A 323-nucleotide genomic window follows, 5' to 3' on the forward strand; every position below is an offset into this window, starting at 1 on the left:
GCCGCAAGCTCCTCGAGGTCGGCATCCGGGTCACCGGCCATCGCCGTGTCCGGCTTGGCCCGGAAGTTCTGCACGATGACTTCCTGAATGTGCCCGTGCGCCCGCGCCGCCGACCGGATCGCGAAGATCGAGTCCGCGCGCTCGGCACGGGTCTCCCCGATCCCGATCAGGATGCCGGTCGTGAACGGCACGCCCACGCGTCCAGCGTCGGTCAGCGCCCGCAGCCGGACGACCGGCTCCTTGTCCGGGCTGCCGTAGTGCGGCCCGCCCTTCTCCGACCAGAGCCGGGTCGCCGTCGTCTCCAGCATCATGCCCATGGACGG

The 323-nt window shown here is 71.2% G+C and carries 1 pseudogene; it reads right to left on the reverse strand.

Features of this window, described 5'->3' with window-relative positions:
- Positions 1 to 323: pseudogene (gene fbiC / locus ACL02T_RS35025) on the reverse strand (7,8-didemethyl-8-hydroxy-5-deazariboflavin synthase); the annotation flags it as partial.

This window comes from Pseudonocardia oceanicola, from assembly GCF_047200735.1.
Classification (GTDB): domain Bacteria; phylum Actinomycetota; class Actinomycetes; order Mycobacteriales; family Pseudonocardiaceae; genus Pseudonocardia.